The sequence below is a fragment of the Catellatospora sp. NPDC049111 genome, assembly GCF_040648615.1.
In the GTDB taxonomy this organism is placed as follows: Bacteria; Actinomycetota; Actinomycetes; order Mycobacteriales; family Micromonosporaceae; genus Catellatospora; species Catellatospora aurea.
Window position 1 is genome coordinate 1 of sequence record NZ_JBEZEB010000077.1, and the last position, 16,866, is coordinate 16,866.

Sequence of the window (16,866 nt, forward strand, 5' to 3'; positions counted from 1 at the left end):
TGGGTGGTGGCGTAGACCAGGTGCCGGCCGTTGTAGGGGGCGTAGGTGAAGTCCTTGAGCGAGACCCAGCCCGACTTCGGGTTGGCCAGCGAGCCGGTCGACGTCCAGCGGTAGGTCGACGGCAGGGAGCACCCGCCGGGCGGTGAGGGCGACGGGGACATCGTGGGAGACGGCCTCGCGCTCGGCGACGTCGTCGGCGAGGCGGTCGGCGATCCCGTCGGCGACACGCCGCCGGTGCACGTCACGCCGTTGAGGGCGAAGCTCGCCGGGACCGGATTGGAGCCTGTCCACGATGCGTTGAAGCCGAACGACACCGTGGCATTGGTCGCCACCGAACCGTTGTAGCTCACGTTGTTCGCGGTCACCGCTGTGCCGCTCTGCGTCAGCGAGGTGTTCCACGCCTGCGTCACCGTCTGTCCGGCGCCGAACGACCACGTCAACGTCCAGCTGGTCAGCGGGTCGCCCAGGTTCGTGACCGACACGTTGGCGCCGAAGCCGCCGGGCCACTGCGACGAAACGGCATAGTTCACCGAGCAGCCCGCGGCCGCGGCGCCGGCCGGCAACGCCACGAGAACCGTTACCGACGCCAGTAGTGCCGCACCGGCCGACACGAGGCTGACCAGGATTGATCTCGATCTTGCCATTGGCACACTCCCGATGGATGCGCTCCTGCGATAGATGCAATGTGATCGCTCACATTGGTGTCGAACATGTTACGGGAGCGCTCCCAGAATAACAACAACGGACATCTATCAATCGATAGCTGATCGGCATCGGTCGGTGGCACCTGGTGGTCGTGCCAGGTCGAAGCCCTGGCCCGTCGTCATCGCCTGAGAGCGGAATGGACGGAGGGCGGAAGTGCGACCCGATTCCGTGTTGTCGGATAACCACTTTCATCGACCAGAATTCAATGGGAATTCTGTGGCATTCGTGGAGCACATCAGTATCGACCTGATGGTTCTCCTGCGACAGCGGCAGACGCGGCATATAGTTCGGTGGAACACGGCGACGAGATGATCGCCCGCGAGGTACTCGGCGTCCGCCTGTCGCCGCCCGTCCCGCATCGTCCCGATGGCGGCGGGGCATCGCAGGGGCGGCAGCCGAACGACTTTCCGCACCGCAGGTGGTCAGCTGGCTGGTCACCCTGCTGCTGACCGCACTCATCGCGGTTAAGTCCGTCGTCGCCCTGATCCAGCGCAGATACTTCCCGCCGCCGCCCGCGGCGAGGCCTGCGGACTCGGCCACGGGTTCGTAGCGCCGGACGCATGGGTGAGGTGCCCCGGATGGCGTCCCGACTTTCCCGGCGATCCCGGGATGGTGCGACCCCCGAAGGCACTAACGTGATCTGTGGTTCGACGCGGTGGCGGCCCGCTCGACGAACCCGGCACCGCTGCCGACGAGAGGCTTTCACCGGGCAGCGGTGGGGACGCTGCCACGTCCAGGGTTCAACCGGCGTTCCAGCCGCTGTGACGGAAGGACGGGGCAATGAGGTTGCAGGGGAAGGTCGCGCTGGTCTCCGGCGGTTCCAAGGGCATCGGCCATGCGGTGGTGGAACTGTTCGCCAAGGAGGGCGCGACCGTCATCTCGGGCGACATCACCCCGCCGCAGGGGTCCTTCCCCGCGGGGGTCGAGGCCGTACAGCTCGACGTCACCAGCGAGGACCAGTGGGCGAGCGTGGTCGGGGACATCGTCAAGAAGCACGGCCGCCTCGACGTGTTGGTCAACAACGCCGGCATCATCGCGTACGAACCGCTCGACGAGTTGGACGTCACGAACTGGATGAAGATGGTCGCGGTGGACCAGACGGGCGTCTTCCTCGGCATGCGCGAGGCGGTGCGGATCATGCGGAAGAACAGGTCCGGCTCGATCGTCAACGTCTCGTCGATCTGGGGCAACTCGGCGGTCGCCGGAGCGTTCTCGTACCACGCGGCGAAGGGCGCGGTGCGCAACATGACCAAGAACGCGGCGATGACCTACGTCGGTGAGGGGATCCGGGTCAACTCGGTCCATCCCGGTTTCATCGACACCCCGCTGACCCAGGCCCAGGCACCGGACCTGAACAAGCTCGTCATCGACCAGACGCCGATGAAACGGCCGGGTCTGCCGACGGAGGTCGCCTACGGCTGCCTCTACCTGGCCTGCGACGAGTCGAGCTTCGTCACGGGCACCGAGCTGGTCATCGACGGCGGCTACCTGGCCCAGTGACGGGCGGACCTGCGTAGCGCACCGGCCGCAGGTCACCCGTGCCGGCGGTTCACCGCTTCTTCGCCGCTGACATGTCGACGCACACGATTCCCTTGTTGCCGTCCTGGTCGGCTATCACGGTGAGCGAAGGCGCGTTGCTGTCGTCGACGACGGTTCCACCCGCGGCGACGGCGGCGGCGATCCGTTGCCCGGCCACCTCGGGCGCCACGTAGACCTCGATGTGGAACCGCTGGCGCGGAGTGTCGTGCTCGTCGGTGTCCCCGAACCACAGGATCGGTACCCGTCCCGTGGCGTCACGGATGTCGTCGCCGAGGCATCCGCGTCCCTGGGCCTCGATGCTCCCGGTCAGCAGCGCGGCCCACACCGGGGCGATGGTCGCGGAGCGCGCCGTGTCGAGGCCGAGCTCGATCACGCTGACCGACGCCGGGTCGGCGACGATCTTGTGGTCGGCGGCGATCTCGGTGATCCGCCGCGCAAGGTCGATGTCCTGCTGGGTCACCCATTCGACGACGTGCTCGGTGCCCTCGTCGTCGCGGTAGACGGCATCGTCGGTGATCAGCTTGAGGTCGACGTGACCGTTGCCGATCGACACGCGCGGGTGGTGGCCGAGCGCGTCGCCTGCCTCACCCACCGCGGCGACGAACCGTGCGCCGGTGCCGAAGTCACCGACCACGTAGCGGGCATGCAGCCCCTGGCCGAGCTTGCGCCAGTCGGTAAGGCCGGCTTCGGCGATCTTCTCGCCCCTCAGCATGTCCATAGACGGAACCTTATCGCCTGGCTCCTGCTCAGCTGTCGGCGTAGGGGCAAGTGCGCACATCCGTCTGGGAGTTGAACAGAGGCCGGTCGTAGTCGCGCAAGGCCGCGCGGGTGGCGATGTCGTGGTGTACGCCGTCGCCACCCGCAAGTCTCTTGGCGGATGGAGGCCGCTGCCTGTTCCGCTCGTTCAGCTGCTCCAGCCGGGTTGCATGGGTGACGGGTCAGCGGGCGCAGGCAGCGGCGAGCAGGAACCATCCCGCGTGGGGGATCCATTGCTCGGCCCAGCGCCAGGAGTCTCCCGCGGGGGCGTCGGGCGGTAGGAAGGCGATGTCCTTCTCGTCGGACCACCCTGCGGTGATGCCGTTGACGATGCCGCCCGGCAGATTGGGGAAGTCGGTCTCGTAGTCGACGTTGTTGTGTCCCCTGCCCTGGACCATCGAGACGTCGAACGGGTTGCGGCCGGTGATCCAGGCGAGCTGGTCGTCGGCGAAGGCGGCGAGTCTCTCGCGTACGCCGTCGGGGACCTCGTCGAGGTGGGCGCAGGTGGCCGCTGCGGCGGCGAGCGAGGCGATGGTGGCGTTCTCGCCCTGCCACCAGTAGCCGGTCTCGTTGGCGTGGGGGAAGAAGAAGGCGTCGGCGGGTTCGGCTTCGGCGGGTTGCACGCGCTGGCGCGGGTAGCCGAACGGGTTGGGCACGGCGTGGCTGCGCCGCACGGTGTCCAGGGTGGCTTCCAGCGCGAGGGCTCGGGCGGCCGCCGCCTGTGGCGCTTCGGGCAGCACCCGGGCGAAGCGCAGCAGCGCCAGCATGGGCAGCCCGGCCTCGACGGCGTGGAAGAACGGCCGTCGCTGCGCGTCGGCGAGGAACCACCCGGGGCTTTGGTCGGTCGGGCGGACGTATCGGGCCAGCAGCGACGCCGCGCGTTGCTCGGCGGCTGCGCGTACGGCGCTGTCGCCGGCCCCGACGGCGGTGAGTTCGGCGGCGGCGAGCAGCGCGCAGTAGTCGTCGACGATGTTCTCGGTGTTGTCGTGGAGGTGGTCGAGGTTTTGTTCTTGCAGGTGGGCGAACCCTTGCCGGGCCGCGTGCAGGTAGTCCGCGCGGCTGAAGTGGCCGTCGTCGTCGAGGGTGGCGGCGCGGGCGAGTGCGGCGATGGCCAAGCCGCCGCCGTGCCGGTAGCCGGCCTGGTAGCGGTCGGTGCGGACGCAGTCTGGCAGCGGTGCGGTGATCACGCGCTCGTCGAGGCGTTTGGTCAGGGCGTCGAAGATGCCGGTGTAGAAGCAGCCGTCGGGGGAGCGGAAGCGCACCAGGAAGTCGGCGCCCCACAGCGCCTCGTCGCGCAGCCGGGCGCCGAGCGAGCGCAGCAGCGCAGGGTGGTGTTCGGTGAGCGCGTCGCGGGCGGCCAGCATCGCCCAGGCGCACAGCGGGGTCTGCTGCGGGCTCATGGTCCGGGTGTAGGTGAGGTGGCTGAGGAACTTGCTGGTGTCTCCGCTGGCGTCCAGCCAGCCGCCGCGGGCGTCTACGGTGCGGCCTGAGTCGTCGCCGTACAGGGCGGCGTGGCGGTCCTTGCGGTCGATCTCGCCGCTGGAGCGCATCGCCTTGAAGTAGGCGAGCACGTCCGACATGGTCTGGCGCTGGATCCGATCCGGGGCGATCTCGAACGCGTGGGAGGTCGCGGCACGGCCGGCGGCGTCGTGGATGCGGACGCGGTAGCCGCCGGATCCGAGGCCGGGCGGCAGGTCGATGCGTGCGTACGGTCCGGCGGTCCAGCCGGGCACCGCCTGGACCGGGCCCACGGTCAGGGGTGGCTGCGGCGTGCCGTCTTCGGCGAGCAGTTCGACCCGTCGGGGTGGCTCGCCGTCGGGCAGCACCGCGATCGCGGCCTTGGCGGCCGCCAGCCCGTACCCGAGGTGGCCGACCAGGACGGCCGGTCCGGCGTCAGTCCTGCGCACCGGCGAACACCTGCCCGTCGTCGGCGACGGCGCGGCATCCGGCGTCGTTCGGCGATAGGGCTGCGGGCGTCAGGGCGCGGTGTCGACTGTCGTCTGCGGTCGCCGACCGGGTGGGGGGAGTCTGCATGCGGCAAATCTATGGCCCCGCGGCCGGCCGACCCGAGGTGCGGGGTCCACGGACATCCGGCACGAACGCGCTCGCCGGTCCTGAACGTGAAGAATAATCAATGCTGCTAAATACATCAAAAGGTCATCAACTGACGCTATCGTCGCCGGGTGGACAGGAGATCACTACGTCTTGCCGTCGCGTCGGCGACCCTGGGGGTGACCGCCCTGGCGGTGCTGCTGGCACCCCCGACGACCGAGGCGACCGCGGCCGCGCCGTCGGGGGCCATCGAGGGTGCGCTGGGCTTCAACGTGTTCGTGCGGGACCTGGTCCAGCTCGACTCCGGCGAGATCGAGGGCCCGCTGGCGGTCGGAGGCCCGGTGCGGTGGTTCGGGGACTTCCCGGTCGCCTCCGTCACCCCGGGCGAATTCATCGCTCCCGGTGACAGCGTGCCGAGTGCGCTGGTCGCCGGGCAGGGCCTGGTCTTCCCGCCGTCGAACCGCGGTGAGCTGACGGTCGCGGTCCCGTCAGGCGGTCATCCGGCTCCGCCGCCACCGGGGTACGCGAAGGTCGGCCGCCCGTCGGCTGTGTCCGTCTACAGCGCCGGCGAGCAGACGCGGATCGTGCCGCACGGCCAGGGGGCCGGCTATCCGGCCGTGGTCACCGTCGGCGCGGGGCAGAGCGCCGAGTCGATCGGCCGGGCCACCGGCATCGACTTCGCCACGGTGTTCGCCCACCTGCAGAGCGCCTCCCACGACATGGCCGAGTGCCAGAACACGGTGCGGCTGACGGACCTGACCGGCAAGCCGCTGCCCGCCCGCATCCCACCGGGCACGTTGGCGGTCGTCGACCTGTCCCGCGGCGCCAACGTGCTGAACATCAGCGCCCCCAACCTGGGCGCCCTGTCCACGGTCATCTTCTCCGGACCGCCGTCGGCGTCGGCGACGCTGCTCGTCAACGTCGACGTCCCCGTCGGCCAGGACCAGTTCACCTGGGCGGTGCCGAGGTTCCTGGGCGCTTCCGTGGCCGAGGCCCCGTACCTGCTGTGGAACTTCCCGGGCAGCGCCGCGGTCGTCCTGAACGGCGCGGGCACCCTGCCCGGCACGGTCCTCGGACCCCACACCGAGCTCGGCATCTTCGGGGGCGGCACGGTCATCGGCCAGGTCGTCGCCGGCGAGCTGGCGGTGGGTCCCGGCGGCGACAGCCCCGACGGCAATCTCGTCCGCCACGCCGTCAACGCGGTCCCGCTGGACTGCGCCGACCCGACGCCGACCGAGCCAGGACCGTCCGCCACGCCGAGCGCGTCGCCCAGCCCCGCGCCGACCGCGACCGGCAGCCCCAGCGCTTCGCCCTACGGCCGCCCGCCGCGCCCCTGACCGCAGGGGTGCCTGCGGTCAGGGCAGTTCGTAGCCGGGCTGCATGCCGTCGAGGGCCGCCGGGCAGGGACACGTTCGCCGGCTGGGCAGGTCGGCGATGGCGGCCAGCAGGAGCGCCCGCATACGTTCGGTGTTGTCCTTGAAGACGCGGAAGACCTCGTCCTGGGTGACGCCGTGGTCGCCGTCGACACCGGCGTCGTGGTCGGTCACCAGCGCGATGGTGGTGTAGCACATAGCCAGTTCGCGGGCGAGGGCGGCTTCGGGGGCGCCGGTCATGTTGATGACGGTGCCGCCGCAGGCGGCGTACCAGCGTGACTCGGCGCGGGTCGAGAAGCGGGGGCCGTCGATGACGACCATGGCGCCGTCCGGTTCGAGGGCCATCCCGGAGCGCTCCGCGGTGGCGCGGACGGCGGCCCGGCCGGTGGGGCAGTAGGGGTCGGCGAAGTTGACGTGTACGGCGCCGGACTCGACGAAGGTGCGTTCGCGTCCGCCGGTGCGGTCGATGAGCTGGTCGGGTAGCACGAACGTGCCGGGGCCGAGGTCGGGGCGCAGGCCGCCGACGGCGCAGGGCGCGAGGATCTGGCCCACGCCCAGCGAGCGCAGCGCCCACAGGTTGGCGCGGTAGGGGATGAGGTGGGGCGGGTGGCGGTGGTCGCGGCCATGCCTGGGCAGGAACGCCACCGCCCGTCCGGCCACCTGCCCCATGGTGATCGTGTCCGAGGGCGGCCCGTACGGGGTCCGGACGTCGACCTCCTCGGCCCCGTCGAGCAGGCTGTACAGGCCGGATCCGCCGATGACGGCGACGTCAGCGGTGATGGTCATGAGCGCTCCTCGGAGTTTCGTGCGGTGGGTCGGCGCCGGGCGCGCCATACCAGCAAGGCGGCGGTGGCCAGCCAGATCACGGCGAGGCAGAGCAGGTAGCCGCGGTGATAGTCGCGGGGGAGAGCGGACGGGTCGTCTGCCCTGCGGCCGTAGCCGAGGACCAGCGGCAGGGCGACGACGGTGACGGCGGCGGTCACCAGCAGCGCGCCCTGGACGGTGGCTTTGGCCCAGGTGGGCAGCCATCGGGTCAGCACCGCGCCGACGACGATGGCGGCGGGCATGACCAGCAGGTCGTGGCCGAGCAGGACCGTGATCGTGTAGCGGGCGTAGTTCGGCAGCGCCACGCTCGGGTCGGTGAGCAGCCCCACGATGCCGTACCCGGCGCAGAGCACGCCCACGGCGACGAGCACCCGCCTGGTCCACGCGGTCGCCGCCGGCCGGGCGGCGCGGGTCACGGCAGCACCTCGATCCGGGCGACCCATTTGGTCTGCAGGACGCCGGGCCGGTTCGGGGCGATGAGCCGGCACGGGTAGCCGTGGTCGAGGTCGAGCGGCTCCCCGTTGACGCGCAGCGCGAGCAGGGTGAGCGGGTCGGCGGCGTGCGGCGGCGGGAGCGTCGAGACGCGGTAGAGGCTGTTCTGCTGCAGGGAGGTGACCCGGACGCTGTGGCCGGCGTGCCCACCCACGGCGGTGACCAGGTCGCGGATGGGCACGCCGGTCCAGGTGGCGGTGGCGCTCCATCCTTCGACGCAGGTGATCGGCAGCTGGGCGGTGTGCTGGGCCATCGCGGCCAGCTCGGCCAGGCTCAGCCGCAACGTGCCGCCGGGGCCGGCGACCTCCAGGCGGTAGCCGGGGTCGGTGGCCGCGGCGGCGACACCGGCCGCGGCGGCGGTCTGGTTGACGGGCAGGCCTTGCGGGCCGATGCGCGGGTCGCGGGGGCCGAGGACGGACAGCCCGGCCAAAGGACGCAGGGTCTGCCCGACGGTGGCGACGGTGATGGCCGCGACCGCGGCGCCGACCGCGGCGAACAGCCCGCGCCGGGTCATGCCGGTCGGCGGTGCCGGCCGGGCCGGTGCGGCCAGGGCCCGGCGGACGATGGGAAGTTTGACACCGATGTGGATCAGCAGCGAGCCGGCGAAGATCCAGGCGGTCCAGTAGTGGGCGGTGGTGAAGAAGAAGCTCATCGGGGAGTACCACAGGGCGATGTTGAGGAGGCCCGTGGTCACCTGGAACAGGGCCGCGGCCACCAGCAGGAACAGGCTGAGCCGTTCGATCGCGTGGACGGCGTCGCGAAACGGCGGCCAGCGGAACAGCTTCGGGTAGACCGACCACAGCTTGGCCGCCAGCAGCGGCACGATCGCCAGGCCGGTGGCCACGTGCAGCCCCTGGGTGACGCGGTAGAGGTTGACCGGCCGCGACGGCCAGTAGAACCAGGCCGGCGGGTGCTGGATGGCGTGGCTGAGGTATCCGGTCAGCAGGCACACCGCGACCGCGGCGCCCAGCAGCACCCCGAGGCGGCTGGTCAGCTGCGGGGAGCGCAGCCGCGAGGTGAACAGCCGGGACAGGCGGGCCGGGTCCAGGCGGGTCAGCGGGCCAGGCAGGTGAACCATCGTCCGTCCTCGGTCCAGGAGTCGGTCTGGCGCAGACCGACTTGGGCGGACAGGGGTGCGATCTCGTCGGCGCTGACGGCGGCCCAGGCGAACGGGTCGCTGGTGCGCAGGTGGTCGGTCAGCGCCACGGTCGCCCGCCAGCCGCGGGTGCCGGGCGGGTCGACCTCGGCCAGGACGGTGCCGCCGGCGGCCAGCAGGTCCCGGCATCGACCCAGCAGGCGGACGGGGTCGCCGCCGATGCCGATGTTGCCGTCGACCAGCAGCGTGTGCATGAACGGCAGGCGGCCGGGCAGCGGGGTGAACACGTCGTGGACGAGCGCGTTCGCGCCGCGGCTGCGGGCCAGCCGGACCGCGGTGGGGCTGACGTCGATGCCGAGCGCCGGGACGCGGCGGCGGGTCAGTTCCGCGACCAGGCGGCCGGGGCCGCAGCCGATGTCGAGGGTCGCGCCGGTGCAGCGGGACAGCAGGGCCCTGTCGCCGCGGGTGGGCTCGGCGTGCCAGGCGGCGGTGTCCAGGCGGCGCAGCAGCCGCCCGGCCGGGTCGGTCAGGTGCAGGCCAGGGTCGCCGCCGCCGGCCGCGCGGTGCAGTGCCCCCGCGTACACCACCAGTGCACTGGTCATAGCGGCGCTGCCAGGGTCAGCGGAACCTGGGCGGCGACCGCCGCGGCGAACCGGCCGTGCGGGCGCAGCGCGGCCACGGCGCGCGCGTCGGCGGCCGTGTCGACGTCGCGCAGCGTGTCCAGCAGCGCCACGCTCAGCCCGAGCCGGCGCAGCGCCGCCAGCGTGCGCGCGCCGGTGTCGGGCGTGGACATGGGCACGTCGGCGAGCACCGCCCCGTGCGCGGGGTCGTTCAGGCCCAGCAGCCACCAGCCGCCGTCCGAAGCCGGGCCGAGCACCGCGTCCGCGCCGGTCAGTGTGCCGGCGGCCGCGGTGAGGTGCGCTCGGGTCAGCTGCGGGGTGTCCATGCCGACCAGCACGGAGGGGGTGCCGGGCAGCGCGGTGTCGGCGTAGGCGTTGGCCAGGCGCTCGCCCAGGCCGTCGCCGCGCTGCGGCACCGCGCTCCAGCCGGCCGGAGTCGGATACCGGCCGTCGAGGACAATGACCCGCCGGCAGGCGGGGCCGGTGTCGAGGACGTCGACGGTGTCGGCCAGCGATGCCGCGGCGATGGCGGCGGCCTGCGCCGGGGTGCACGGCGGGCACAGCCGGGTCTTGACCCGCCCCGGCACCGGAGCCTTGGCGATGAGCAGCAGCTGCTGGGCGGTCACCGGGCCAGCACCTTGGACATGTCCCGCACGGCGCGGGCCGTGCCCAGCACCGTGCCGGTCACCTTCGACCGGGTGCCCTCGGCCCGTGGGGCGTAGCGGACGTCGGTCTCGGCGACCGTCCAGCCCGCGCGGGACGCGGCGACGATCATCTCCAACGGGTATCCGAAGCGGCGGTCCCTCAGGTCGAGGGCGAGCAGTGCCTGGCGGCGGGCTGCGCGCATCGGGCCCAGGTCGTGGATGGGCAGGCCCAGGCGGGTCCGCAGCCGCCAGGCGAGCAGGGCATTGGCCAGCCGGGCGTGGGCCGGCCAGGCGCCGGCACGGTCGGGCCGGCGGCGGCCCAGGACCAGGTCGGCGACGCCGTCGGCGACGGGTCCGGCGACCAGCGGCAGCTGGCGCAGGTCGAAGGAACCGTCGGCGTCGGCGAAGCACACCACATCGGAGGTCGCCGCCAGCAGCCCCGCGTGGGCGGCGGCACCGAAGCCCCGCTGCGGCACCGGCACGACGTGCGCGCCGAACGCGCGAGCCACGTCGGCGGAGCCGTCGGTGGAGCCGTTGTCGGCCACGATCGCGCGATAGCCTGAGGGCAGTCCGGAAAGCACACCGGGCAGCGCGGCGGCCTCGTCGAGGCACGGCAGCACCACATCAATCATGATCTCGAACCTATCGGCTGGGCGGGGCCGAAGTTCTTAACAAACGCTGACAAGTCCTTACGAAATAGGAACGTCGCACCGTGACGGCCTGGCGGCCGCCTACGTTGGTGGGTCATGCGAGTACTCGTCACCGGCGGCGCCGGCTTCATCGGCACGCACGTCACCCGCGCCCTGACCGCGGCCGGACACGACGTGTCCGTGCTGGACTGCCTGCACCCCGCCGCGCACCGGTCCGGAACCGACGTCACCGACGTCGACGGGATCCAGGTGCGCCGCGCGGACCTTCGCGACCGCGACGCGGTCGACGCGGCGCTGACCGGGATGGACGCCGTCGTGCACCAGGCCGCCATGGTCGGCATGGGAGTCGACCTCGCCGACCTGCCCGACTACGTCGGCTGCAACGACCTGGGCACCGCGGTGCTGCTGGCGGGCATGGCCCGCCACCGGGTCCGGCGGCTGGTGCTGGCCAGCTCCATGGTCGTGTACGGAGAAGGCCGGTACCTGTGCGCCGAGCACGGGCAGTCCCGCCCCGCGCCGCGCCGCGCCGAGGACCTGGCCGCTGGACGCTTCGAACCGCGCTGCGAACGCTGCGGCCGCACGGTGGACGCCGGCACCGTCGACGAGGACGACCGCCTCGAACCGCGCAGCGTGTACGCCGCGACCAAACTCGCCCAGGAGCACCTCGCCGACGCGTGGGCCCGCGAGTCCGGTGCGGTCGCGACCGCGCTGCGCTACCACAACGTCTACGGCCCCGGCATGCCCCGCGACACGCCCTACTCGGGTGTCGCGGCCATCTTCCGCTCCGCGCTGGAGCACGGGCGGGCACCGCAGGTCTTCGAGGACGGCGGCCAGCGCCGCGACTTCGTCCACGTCGCCGACGTCGCCGCCGCCAACCTCGCCGCCCTGCACGCCCTGCCTGACCGCAAGATCCCCGGCCTGCGCGCGTACAACATCGCCTCCGGTGATCCGCGCACCGTCGCGGACATGGCCGTCACCCTGGCCGCCGCGATGAACGGCCCCGAGCCGCAGGTCACCGGTGCCTACCGGGCCGGCGACGTGCGGCACATCGTCGCCTCGCCGCACCGCGCCCGCGACGAGATCGGATTCACCGCCGCCGTGCCGTTCGCCGCCGGGCTCGCCGAGTTCGCCTACGCACCACTGCGCGCCTGACATGATCACCACCCAGACCCCGGCCGCGCGGACCGAGGCGGCGTTCCCGGCCGCCGACCGGATCACCACCGCCCTGGCCGGAGCGCTCGTGGCCGCGTCGATCGCCGTCGGCGCGGCGCTGAACCTGTCCGGCGCACCGGTACAGGCCCAGACCGCACCGCTGTTCGCCCTGTGGCACCCGCACCTGGGCGTCGGCACCCCCGCCGCGCTGGCCGTGGCCGCCGCGGCCGTCCTGCACGGGCCGCGACTGGCCGCGATCCTGCCCTGGCGGCGGCTGCTCGCCGCCGGATACGCCACCTCGGTGCTGTGGACGCTCAGCCTCGCGATGATCGACGGCTGGCGGCTCGGCCTGGCCGGAAGGCTCACCGCCCAGGCCGAATACCTCACCGAAGTCCCCGCCGTCACCGACATCCCCGCGATGCTCGCCGGGTTCACCGGCCGCATCCTCGACTTCCAGCCCGACTCGTGGACCACCCACGTCTCCGGCCACCCGCCCGGCGCGCTGCTGGTCTTCGTCTGGCTCGACCGCATCGGACTGGGCGGCGGAGGCCCGGCCGCGCTCGCGTGCGTGCTGATCGGAGCACTGGCCACGGTAGCCGTGCCGGTGACCCTGCGCGCCCTCGGCCGCGAAGACGCCGCCAGGGTCGCGGTGCCGTTCGCCGCCCTGCTGCCCGGCGCGGTGTGGATCGGCGCGTCCGCCGACGGCCTGTTCGCCGGACTGACCAGCACCGCCCTGGCCCTGCTCGCGCTCGCGCTGACCAGCCGGCGGCGCGCCCCGGCCGTTTGCTTCGCCCTGGCCGCCGGTGCGCTGCTCGCCTTCGCCTGCTACCTGTCCTACGGGCTGGTGCTGCTGGCCCCACTCGTGGCGGCGGTGCTGTCGGCGGCATGGCGGCGCGGCGCGGCCGGGCCGGTGCTGGCGACGGCCCTCGCGGCGGGCCTGGCAGTCGTCGTGGCGTTCACCGCCGCCGGGTTCTGGTGGCTCGACGGATACCACCTCGTCGTGCAGCGCTACTACCAGGGCATAGCCGCCGAACGGGCGTACGGGTACTGGGCCTGGGCGAACCTGGCGGCGTTCCTGCTGTCGGCCGGGCCGGTCGCCGCGGTCATCGGCCGCAGGGCAGTCGTCGCACTGCGCCACGATCGGGCAGCTCACGTGCTGCTGCCGCTGGCGGCGCTGGTCGCGGTCGCCGCCGCCGACCTGTCCGGGCTCAGCAAGGCCGAGGTGGAGCGCATCTGGCTGCCGTTCGCGGTGTGGCTGCCGGCCGGCGCGGCACTTCTTCCGGCCGGCAGCCGGCGCGGGTGGCTGGCCGCTGGCGCGGTCACCGCCCTGACCGTGAACCACTTGTTGCTGACAATCTGGTGACATCCGCCACCGGTTCCGAGGTGACGCCGGGTGGGCCGGCCAGACCTGGCCGGCCCACCCGGCGTCGGTCAGCGGGCGACCACGGCGCCGTCGATCACGACCGGCGCGGTGGGGGCCGTGGTGTGGGTCGGCGGAGGTGCCGTGGGCTGCTCAGGCGTCGTCGGAGCAGGCGTGCTGGGCAGCTGCGCGGTGCTGGTCGGTGACGGACCCTCGGTCCGCGTCGGCACCGGCACCGGTGTCGGCGAAGGCGATGCAGAGGTCGATGTGGTCGGCAGCGGCGGCACGGTCGGCGTCGGAGCCGGGACGATCCAGGCCACGGCCCGCACGACTGCGCCCACGCCGAGCACCAGCGGCTCGTACCCGCGGTAGCGGACCGCGATCAGCGAGTCCTGCACGAACACGACCTCCCAGCGCGGGTCGGCCCCGGGTCCGGCGAAGCGGGCGCCCTCGGGCAGCGCGACCGTGAACAGCTCGTGTGGGGCGACCCGCACGGACACGCCCGCGGGCAGGTCGTCGCCGCCGCCTGTGCCGCGCTGCACCGGATTGGCCAGGTCGAGCTGCCAGGGCGTGGCCGGGTCGGCGACCGCTACGACCGACTGCTGGGCCGGGCACGCACACCCGCCGTCGAGCAGGCTGATCTGCTCGCCGTTGAGCTTGAGGTCCTTGAACTCGGCCGGCGGCGGTCCGGGCTTCTTCTCCACCTCCGTGGTGTGCGGGGTGAAGACGCCCTGCTTGTACGGCCCGACCTCCTTGGTGATCTTCAGGATGTTCGCGGCCACGTCGTACTCATAGGTATAGCGGATGAACTCCTTGTCCTTGCCGGGATTGGGGCCCTCGTTGTACCAGACGAACTTGGCGAAATCGAACGTCTTGTCGTCGTAGCTGCCCTGATAGGCGTTGAGCCCGCCGGGCAGGACGCAGCCGGCGATCCACACCCCGTCCTTGGCCGCCTTGCCCTTCGGCACATACAGCAGCCCCAGGTCCGGACCGCCGTGGCCGTTGCCGGCCTTCAGGCACCAGAGGTAGACCTCGTTGCCGGCGAGGTCGGCGCGGTGCAGCACGGTGTCGCCCTTGTCGGCCCGCCACTTCAGCGCGGCGTCGACGGCGTCGGCCACCTTCTGGGCGTTGTCGGCCAGGTCCTTGGCGGTGAGGTCGCCGATCTCCTTCTTCAGCGCCTTCGCGAGCTCGACCACGGCGTACGCGACGGCGGCGTCGTGGAAGCCGGTCTCGCCCTTCTTCGGTTCGTCGACGCGGATCATGCGGTCTGGCTTGCCGTCCGCCTTGAGCTTGGCGTCGATCTTCTCCGCCATGGTGAAGGCGATCGAGTTGCAGACTCCGGGCAGCTTGAGGTCCTGAAACGGTCCGGGGGCGGCCTGCGCCCCCGGGCTCGACACGACCGCCGCCGCGGCGATCGTCGCGGCGGCGACCACCATGGTCGCGACCATTCTGCGGAGGTGGTGAGAGCCGGGCCTGGCCCGGCGGGGTGATAGATGCATGTCACTCATTCGGTGACCGGGTGCGGGCGGATGGCAGCCAGAACTGTCAGCTGCCCGACAGTGGGTGCACGCTCGGCGTGCGCGGCAGCCCGTTGCCCGAACAGGGCTGCCACCCGCCCTGCATCGCAGGTCTTCCATGACTCCCACGTCTGGCCTGGCCTGGCCGGGTGCTGGTCGGGCGGGAGGATCTGCTGGCCGAGGTGCGCGCGGTGCTTGCCACCACCGGCCGGGTCGTCCTGACCGGACCGCGCGGCATCGGACGCTCGGCGCTGCTCGCGGCAGCGGCGGACCCGGCCGCCGCCGGACGGCCGGTGATCCGGATCGCACCGTCCCCGGCCGAGACCCATCTGGGCCTGGCCGACCTGCTCACCCAGGCGGCACCGGACGACTTCGGCGCCCTGCCGGCCCGCCAGGCCGAAGCCGTCGACGCCGTGCTGTGCCGCGGCGAGCAGCGCCCGATCGACCCGCTGGCCCTGCGGCTGGGCGCGCTCGCGCTGGTACGCCGGCGGTGCAGACCGGCAACAGCTCCACGATGACCGTCGCCACCACGGCGGGCACCACGCCGGGCAGCTACCCCATCACCGTCGACGGTGACGGCGCCACCGACCACTCCGCGCAGTACACCCTCACCATCGGCAGCACCAACCCGCCGCCGACCGCACCGGACATCGACGTCGCCAAGGTGCAGGCGCACCTGAGCCAGTTCGGCACGATCGCGTCGAACAACGGCGGCAACCGCCGCGCCGGCTCGGCCGGATACACCGCGTCGGTGAACTACGTGAAGGGCAAGCTGGAGGCCGCCGGGTACACCGTCACCCTGCAGGACTGCACCAGCTGCACCTACCGGTCCAACAACCTCATCGCGGACTGGCCCGGCGGCCCCGCCGACCAGGTCCTCATGTTCGGCGCGCACCTCGACGGCGTCTCGGCCGGCCCCGGCATCAACGACAACGCCTCCGGCTCGTCGATCCTGCTGGAGTCCGCGCTCGCACTCGCCGCCGCCAATCCGACCCTGAGCAAGCACGTCCGGTTCGGCTGGTGGACCGACGAGGAGCAGGGCCTCAACGGCTCCCGCTTCTACGTCAACTCGCTGACCTCGGCGCAGAAGACGGCGATCAAGGGCTACTACAACTTCGACATGGTCGCCTCGACCAACGGCGGCTACTTCATCAACAACATCACGTCGACGACGTCGGCGCCGATGAAGGAGTGCTGGGACTCGCTGAACCTCCAGCCGGAGGAGAACGTCGAGGGCCAGGGCCGTTCCGACGACGCGTCGTTCAAGAACGCCGGCATCCCCACCAGCGGCTACGCCACCGGCGCGGGCAACAGCAAGACGTCGGCGCAGGCGAGCAAGTGGGGCGGCACGGCGGGATCGTAGTACGACCCCTGCTACCACCAGTCCTGCGACACCACCAACAACATCAACGCCACGGCGCTCAACCGCAGCGCCGACGGCCTGGCGTACACGATCTGGAAGACTGCGGTGAGCACCGGGCCCGGCCCGTCGCCCTCGCCGTCTCCCAGCAGCAGCCCGTCGCCGTCGCCGAGCGCACCGCCGTCGCCGTCGACCTCGCCGACCCCGCCCGGTGGGCGTACGTTCACCAACGGCACCGACTACCAGATCATCGACAACCGCATCTACAGTCCGGTCGTGTCCACGGCTCCGGGCCTGGCGGTGTCGCCGGTCCAGCTGTCGGTCACCATCCAGCACACCTGCGCCGAGGACCTCGGGATCAGCCTCATCGACCCCAGCGGGCTGATCTACGCGGTCAAGACCTCGGGCACCGGCAACTACCAGTGCACCCCGTTCGGCGGCACCCGCACCTACAGCGTGCCGCTGGCGGCGCTGGCCGCCGGCACCTGGCAGCTGCGGGTGACCGACTACGGCCCCGGTGACTACGGCGTGCTCGACACCTGGTCGACCACGCTCTGACCTCCCCATCCGGCTGCCCGGCGGCGCGATTCCGCCGGGCAGCCACCGCCGGGGGGGGGCCCCCCCCGGGGGGGGCCCGGGGGGGGGGGGGGGAGGCCAACCGGCAAACCCCCGCGGCCGGCGGAAGGGGGCTTTTGTGGGTTGGGGGGGGGGGGGCGGAAGACAGA

General features: G+C 72.3%; 19 protein-coding genes. 7 read left to right on the forward strand and 12 right to left on the reverse strand.

Annotation, left to right across the window (positions count from 1 at the left end; all coding sequences use genetic code 11):
• Nucleotides 1-644 (reverse strand): non-reducing end alpha-L-arabinofuranosidase family hydrolase (locus AB0B66_RS43300; protein WP_360541422.1); only part of this gene is annotated, 644 nt, incomplete at its 3' end.
• Between the two features lie 841 nt (nucleotides 645-1,485).
• On the opposite strand from AB0B66_RS43300, the gene AB0B66_RS43305 reads away from it, so the two are divergent.
• Nucleotides 1,486-2,205 (forward strand): SDR family oxidoreductase, encoded by a 720-nt coding sequence (locus AB0B66_RS43305; protein WP_360541424.1) that lies wholly within the window; start codon nucleotides 1,486-1,488, stop codon nucleotides 2,203-2,205.
• A gap of 49 nt (nucleotides 2,206-2,254) precedes the next feature.
• Here the strand turns inward: AB0B66_RS43305 and AB0B66_RS43310 are convergent, their stop codons facing one another.
• The 3 genes from AB0B66_RS43310 to AB0B66_RS43320 form a co-directional block, all read right to left on the reverse strand.
• Nucleotides 2,255-2,962, reverse strand: coding sequence for a VOC family protein (locus tag AB0B66_RS43310; RefSeq protein ID WP_360541426.1), 708 nt, complete (start codon nucleotides 2,960-2,962; stop codon nucleotides 2,255-2,257).
• A gap of 220 nt (nucleotides 2,963-3,182) precedes the next feature.
• Nucleotides 3,183-4,907 carry a glycoside hydrolase family 9 protein gene (locus AB0B66_RS43315; protein WP_360541428.1) on the reverse strand — a complete coding sequence of 575 codons (1,725 nt, stop codon included), beginning with the start codon at nucleotides 4,905-4,907 and terminating at the stop codon, nucleotides 3,183-3,185.
• Nucleotides 4,894-5,034, reverse strand: a complete 141-nt coding sequence (locus AB0B66_RS43320) for a hypothetical protein (protein WP_360541430.1) — start codon at nucleotides 5,032-5,034, stop codon at nucleotides 4,894-4,896. The genes AB0B66_RS43315 and AB0B66_RS43320 overlap by 14 nt, the downstream gene beginning before the upstream one ends.
• Nucleotides 5,035-5,183: 149 nt before the next feature.
• On the opposite strand from AB0B66_RS43320, the gene AB0B66_RS43325 reads away from it, so the two are divergent.
• Nucleotides 5,184-6,389 carry a collagen-binding domain-containing protein gene (locus AB0B66_RS43325; RefSeq protein ID WP_360541432.1) on the forward strand — a complete coding sequence of 402 codons (1,206 nt, stop codon included), beginning with the start codon at nucleotides 5,184-5,186 and terminating at the stop codon, nucleotides 6,387-6,389.
• An 18-nt stretch (nucleotides 6,390-6,407) separates the two neighbouring features.
• On the opposite strand, the gene AB0B66_RS43330 is transcribed toward AB0B66_RS43325, so the two are convergent.
• The 6 genes from AB0B66_RS43330 to AB0B66_RS43355 are packed head-to-tail and all read right to left on the reverse strand — an operon-like array spanning nucleotide 6,408 to nucleotide 10,734.
• Nucleotides 6,408-7,211 (reverse strand): S-methyl-5'-thioadenosine phosphorylase, encoded by an 804-nt coding sequence (locus AB0B66_RS43330; RefSeq protein WP_360541434.1) that lies wholly within the window; start codon nucleotides 7,209-7,211, stop codon nucleotides 6,408-6,410.
• Nucleotides 7,208-7,666, reverse strand: a complete 459-nt coding sequence (locus tag AB0B66_RS43335) for a hypothetical protein (protein WP_360541436.1) — start codon at nucleotides 7,664-7,666, stop codon at nucleotides 7,208-7,210. The genes AB0B66_RS43330 and AB0B66_RS43335 overlap by 4 nt, the downstream gene beginning before the upstream one ends.
• Complete coding sequence (locus tag AB0B66_RS43340) at nucleotides 7,663-8,820, reverse strand: molybdopterin-dependent oxidoreductase (protein ID WP_360541438.1); 1,158 nt, start codon at nucleotides 8,818-8,820, stop codon at nucleotides 7,663-7,665. Before AB0B66_RS43340 ends, AB0B66_RS43335 begins: the two co-directional genes overlap by 4 nt.
• Nucleotides 8,796-9,440, reverse strand: a complete 645-nt coding sequence (locus AB0B66_RS43345; RefSeq protein WP_360541440.1) for a class I SAM-dependent methyltransferase — start codon at nucleotides 9,438-9,440, stop codon at nucleotides 8,796-8,798. Before AB0B66_RS43345 ends, AB0B66_RS43340 begins: the two co-directional genes overlap by 25 nt.
• Nucleotides 9,437-10,084 carry a TIGR04282 family arsenosugar biosynthesis glycosyltransferase gene (locus tag AB0B66_RS43350; protein WP_360541442.1) on the reverse strand — a complete coding sequence of 216 codons (648 nt, stop codon included), beginning with the start codon at nucleotides 10,082-10,084 and terminating at the stop codon, nucleotides 9,437-9,439. Before AB0B66_RS43350 ends, AB0B66_RS43345 begins: the two co-directional genes overlap by 4 nt.
• A complete protein-coding gene (locus tag AB0B66_RS43355) occupies nucleotides 10,081-10,734 on the reverse strand; it encodes a glycosyltransferase family 2 protein (protein WP_360541444.1) in 654 nt (217 codons plus the stop codon). Before AB0B66_RS43355 ends, AB0B66_RS43350 begins: the two co-directional genes overlap by 4 nt.
• A gap of 114 nt (nucleotides 10,735-10,848) precedes the next feature.
• On the opposite strand from AB0B66_RS43355, the gene AB0B66_RS43360 reads away from it, so the two are divergent.
• Nucleotides 10,849-11,904: an NAD-dependent epimerase/dehydratase family protein gene (locus tag AB0B66_RS43360; RefSeq protein WP_360541446.1), complete on the forward strand. Its 1,056-nt coding sequence runs from the start codon at nucleotides 10,849-10,851 to the stop codon at nucleotides 11,902-11,904.
• A gap of 1 nt (nucleotide 11,905) precedes the next feature.
• Nucleotides 11,906-13,267, forward strand: a complete 1,362-nt coding sequence (locus AB0B66_RS43365; protein WP_360541448.1) for a hypothetical protein — start codon at nucleotides 11,906-11,908, stop codon at nucleotides 13,265-13,267.
• Nucleotides 13,268-13,335: 68 nt separating this feature from the next.
• On the opposite strand, the gene AB0B66_RS43370 is transcribed toward AB0B66_RS43365, so the two are convergent.
• The gene (locus AB0B66_RS43370; RefSeq protein ID WP_360541450.1) at nucleotides 13,336-14,712 is read right to left on the reverse strand and encodes a hypothetical protein; all 1,377 of its coding nucleotides are present in this window, start codon (nucleotides 14,710-14,712) and stop codon (nucleotides 13,336-13,338) included.
• A 218-nt stretch (nucleotides 14,713-14,930) separates the two neighbouring features.
• On the opposite strand from AB0B66_RS43370, the gene AB0B66_RS43375 reads away from it, so the two are divergent.
• Complete coding sequence (locus tag AB0B66_RS43375; protein ID WP_360541452.1) at nucleotides 14,931-15,299, forward strand: AAA family ATPase; 369 nt, start codon at nucleotides 14,931-14,933, stop codon at nucleotides 15,297-15,299.
• Nucleotides 15,296-16,144 (forward strand): M28 family peptidase, encoded by an 849-nt coding sequence (locus tag AB0B66_RS43380; protein ID WP_360541454.1) that lies wholly within the window; start codon nucleotides 15,296-15,298, stop codon nucleotides 16,142-16,144. The genes AB0B66_RS43375 and AB0B66_RS43380 overlap by 4 nt, the downstream gene beginning before the upstream one ends.
• Nucleotides 16,145-16,155: 11 nt before the next feature.
• Here the strand turns inward: AB0B66_RS43380 and AB0B66_RS43385 are convergent, their stop codons facing one another.
• The gene (locus AB0B66_RS43385) at nucleotides 16,156-16,368 is read right to left on the reverse strand and encodes a hypothetical protein (protein WP_360541457.1); all 213 of its coding nucleotides are present in this window, start codon (nucleotides 16,366-16,368) and stop codon (nucleotides 16,156-16,158) included.
• 49 nt (nucleotides 16,369-16,417) lie between these two features.
• Between AB0B66_RS43385 and AB0B66_RS43390 the strand changes: the two genes are divergently transcribed.
• Nucleotides 16,418-16,699: a proprotein convertase P-domain-containing protein gene (locus tag AB0B66_RS43390; RefSeq protein ID WP_360541459.1), complete on the forward strand. Its 282-nt coding sequence runs from the start codon at nucleotides 16,418-16,420 to the stop codon at nucleotides 16,697-16,699.
• Nucleotides 16,700-16,866: the final 167 nt, after the last annotated feature.